This is a genomic window from Methylobacterium longum (assembly GCF_022179385.1).
Lineage (GTDB): Bacteria > Pseudomonadota > Alphaproteobacteria > Rhizobiales > Beijerinckiaceae > Methylobacterium > Methylobacterium longum.
The window spans coordinates 1-1284 of sequence record NZ_BPQS01000126.1 but is presented as its reverse complement, the minus strand read 5'-3'; the positions used below and the strand labels follow the sequence as shown (position 1 = coordinate 1284).

At 67.5% G+C, this 1284-nt stretch carries 1 protein-coding gene; it reads right to left on the bottom strand.

Annotation, left to right across the window (positions count from 1 at the left end; all coding sequences use genetic code 11):
- Positions 1-90: 90 nt before the first annotated feature.
- Positions 91-1284, bottom strand: a 1194-nt coding sequence (locus MFF58_RS31615; RefSeq protein ID WP_238294274.1) for a flagellin N-terminal helical domain-containing protein, incomplete at its 5' end; no start/stop codon positions are given.

Genomic DNA, 1284 nt, shown 5'->3' with positions numbered 1-1284 from the left:
GGCGACCGCGCACGAGAACGGCCGGCCGGGTTTCCCCGGCCGGCCGCTGGTATGTGGCGCGCCCGGGATGGGCGCGCGATCGGCGTGCGATCAGCGCAGGAGCTGAAGGACGCCCTGCTGGGCCGAGTTGGCCAGCGACAGCGCCGAGATGCCCATCGACTGGCGGGTCGACAGCGCCTGCGAGTTCGCCGCCTCCTGGTTGAGGTCCGCGTTCGTCAGGTTGGCCGAACCGGTCTGCAGCACGTTGATCAGCTGCTTGGAGAAGTCCTGCCGGTTCTGCACCACCGACAGGTTCGAGCCCAGCGTGCTCGCCGCCGAGTTCAGCGTGCTGCCCGCCGAGGTCAGCGTCGCCAGCGTCTTGTTCACGTCGGCGTTCAGCAGGAAGTTGCCCAGGCCGTTCGAGCCCGTCGAGCTGTTCGAGTTGGTGATCGCCGACAGGCCCAGGCCGCTGGCCGTGGCGTCGACCGAGGCGACGTTCAGGTTGGAGCTGCCGGTGTCGTTGAACTTGATGTTCATGTCATTGCCCTTGCCGGCAATGAGGTTGACGCCGTTGTAGCTGGCATCGCCGGCGAGCTGGGTGATCTGGTTGAGCAGGTTGTTGTACTGCTGGGCCAGCGACGAGCGCTGGGACACGCCCGAGACGGACAGGTCACTGCTAACCACCGTGGTGGCGGCGGTGCCGTAGGTCGAGGCCGTGGTCGAGGAGGCGGTGAAGCCGAGCGCGGTCTGGCTGGTGGAGTTCTGGAATTCGACGTCGGCCTGGGCATTCAGCACGATCTTGGTGCCGGTGCTGTCGGTGGAGAAGATCGCGCCGGCGCCGAACGAGCCGCCGGAGGTGGTGCTGGCCGAGCTGACCGCGGCGTTGAGGGCCGCGACGGTGGCCGAGATGCTGGAGGAGGCGTTGATGGAGGCCGAGACGGAGGTGCCGTTGATGGTCATCAGCACGGTCGAGGACGCGGAACTGGCGCTGTAGGCGTTGGCGGCGGTGCCGGCGGTGGAGAGCTGGGTCGAGAGCGCCTGGTTGGCGATCGACTTGGCCTGGTCGACGAGCTTCTGGATCGAGGTGATGCCCTGGTTGGCCGCCTGGATCGACTGCACGCCGTTGGAGACGCCGTCCAGCAGGGTGTTGAGGCTTGTGGAGCGGCCGTCGAGGGCCTGGGAGGTGAAGAAGTTGGTCGGGTTGTCGAGGGCGGAGTTGACCGTCTTGCCGGTGGCGAGGCGGTTCTGCGTGGTCGCCATCAGCTGCGCCGTGTCCTGCAGCGAGAGCAGGTTCTGACGCGTGGC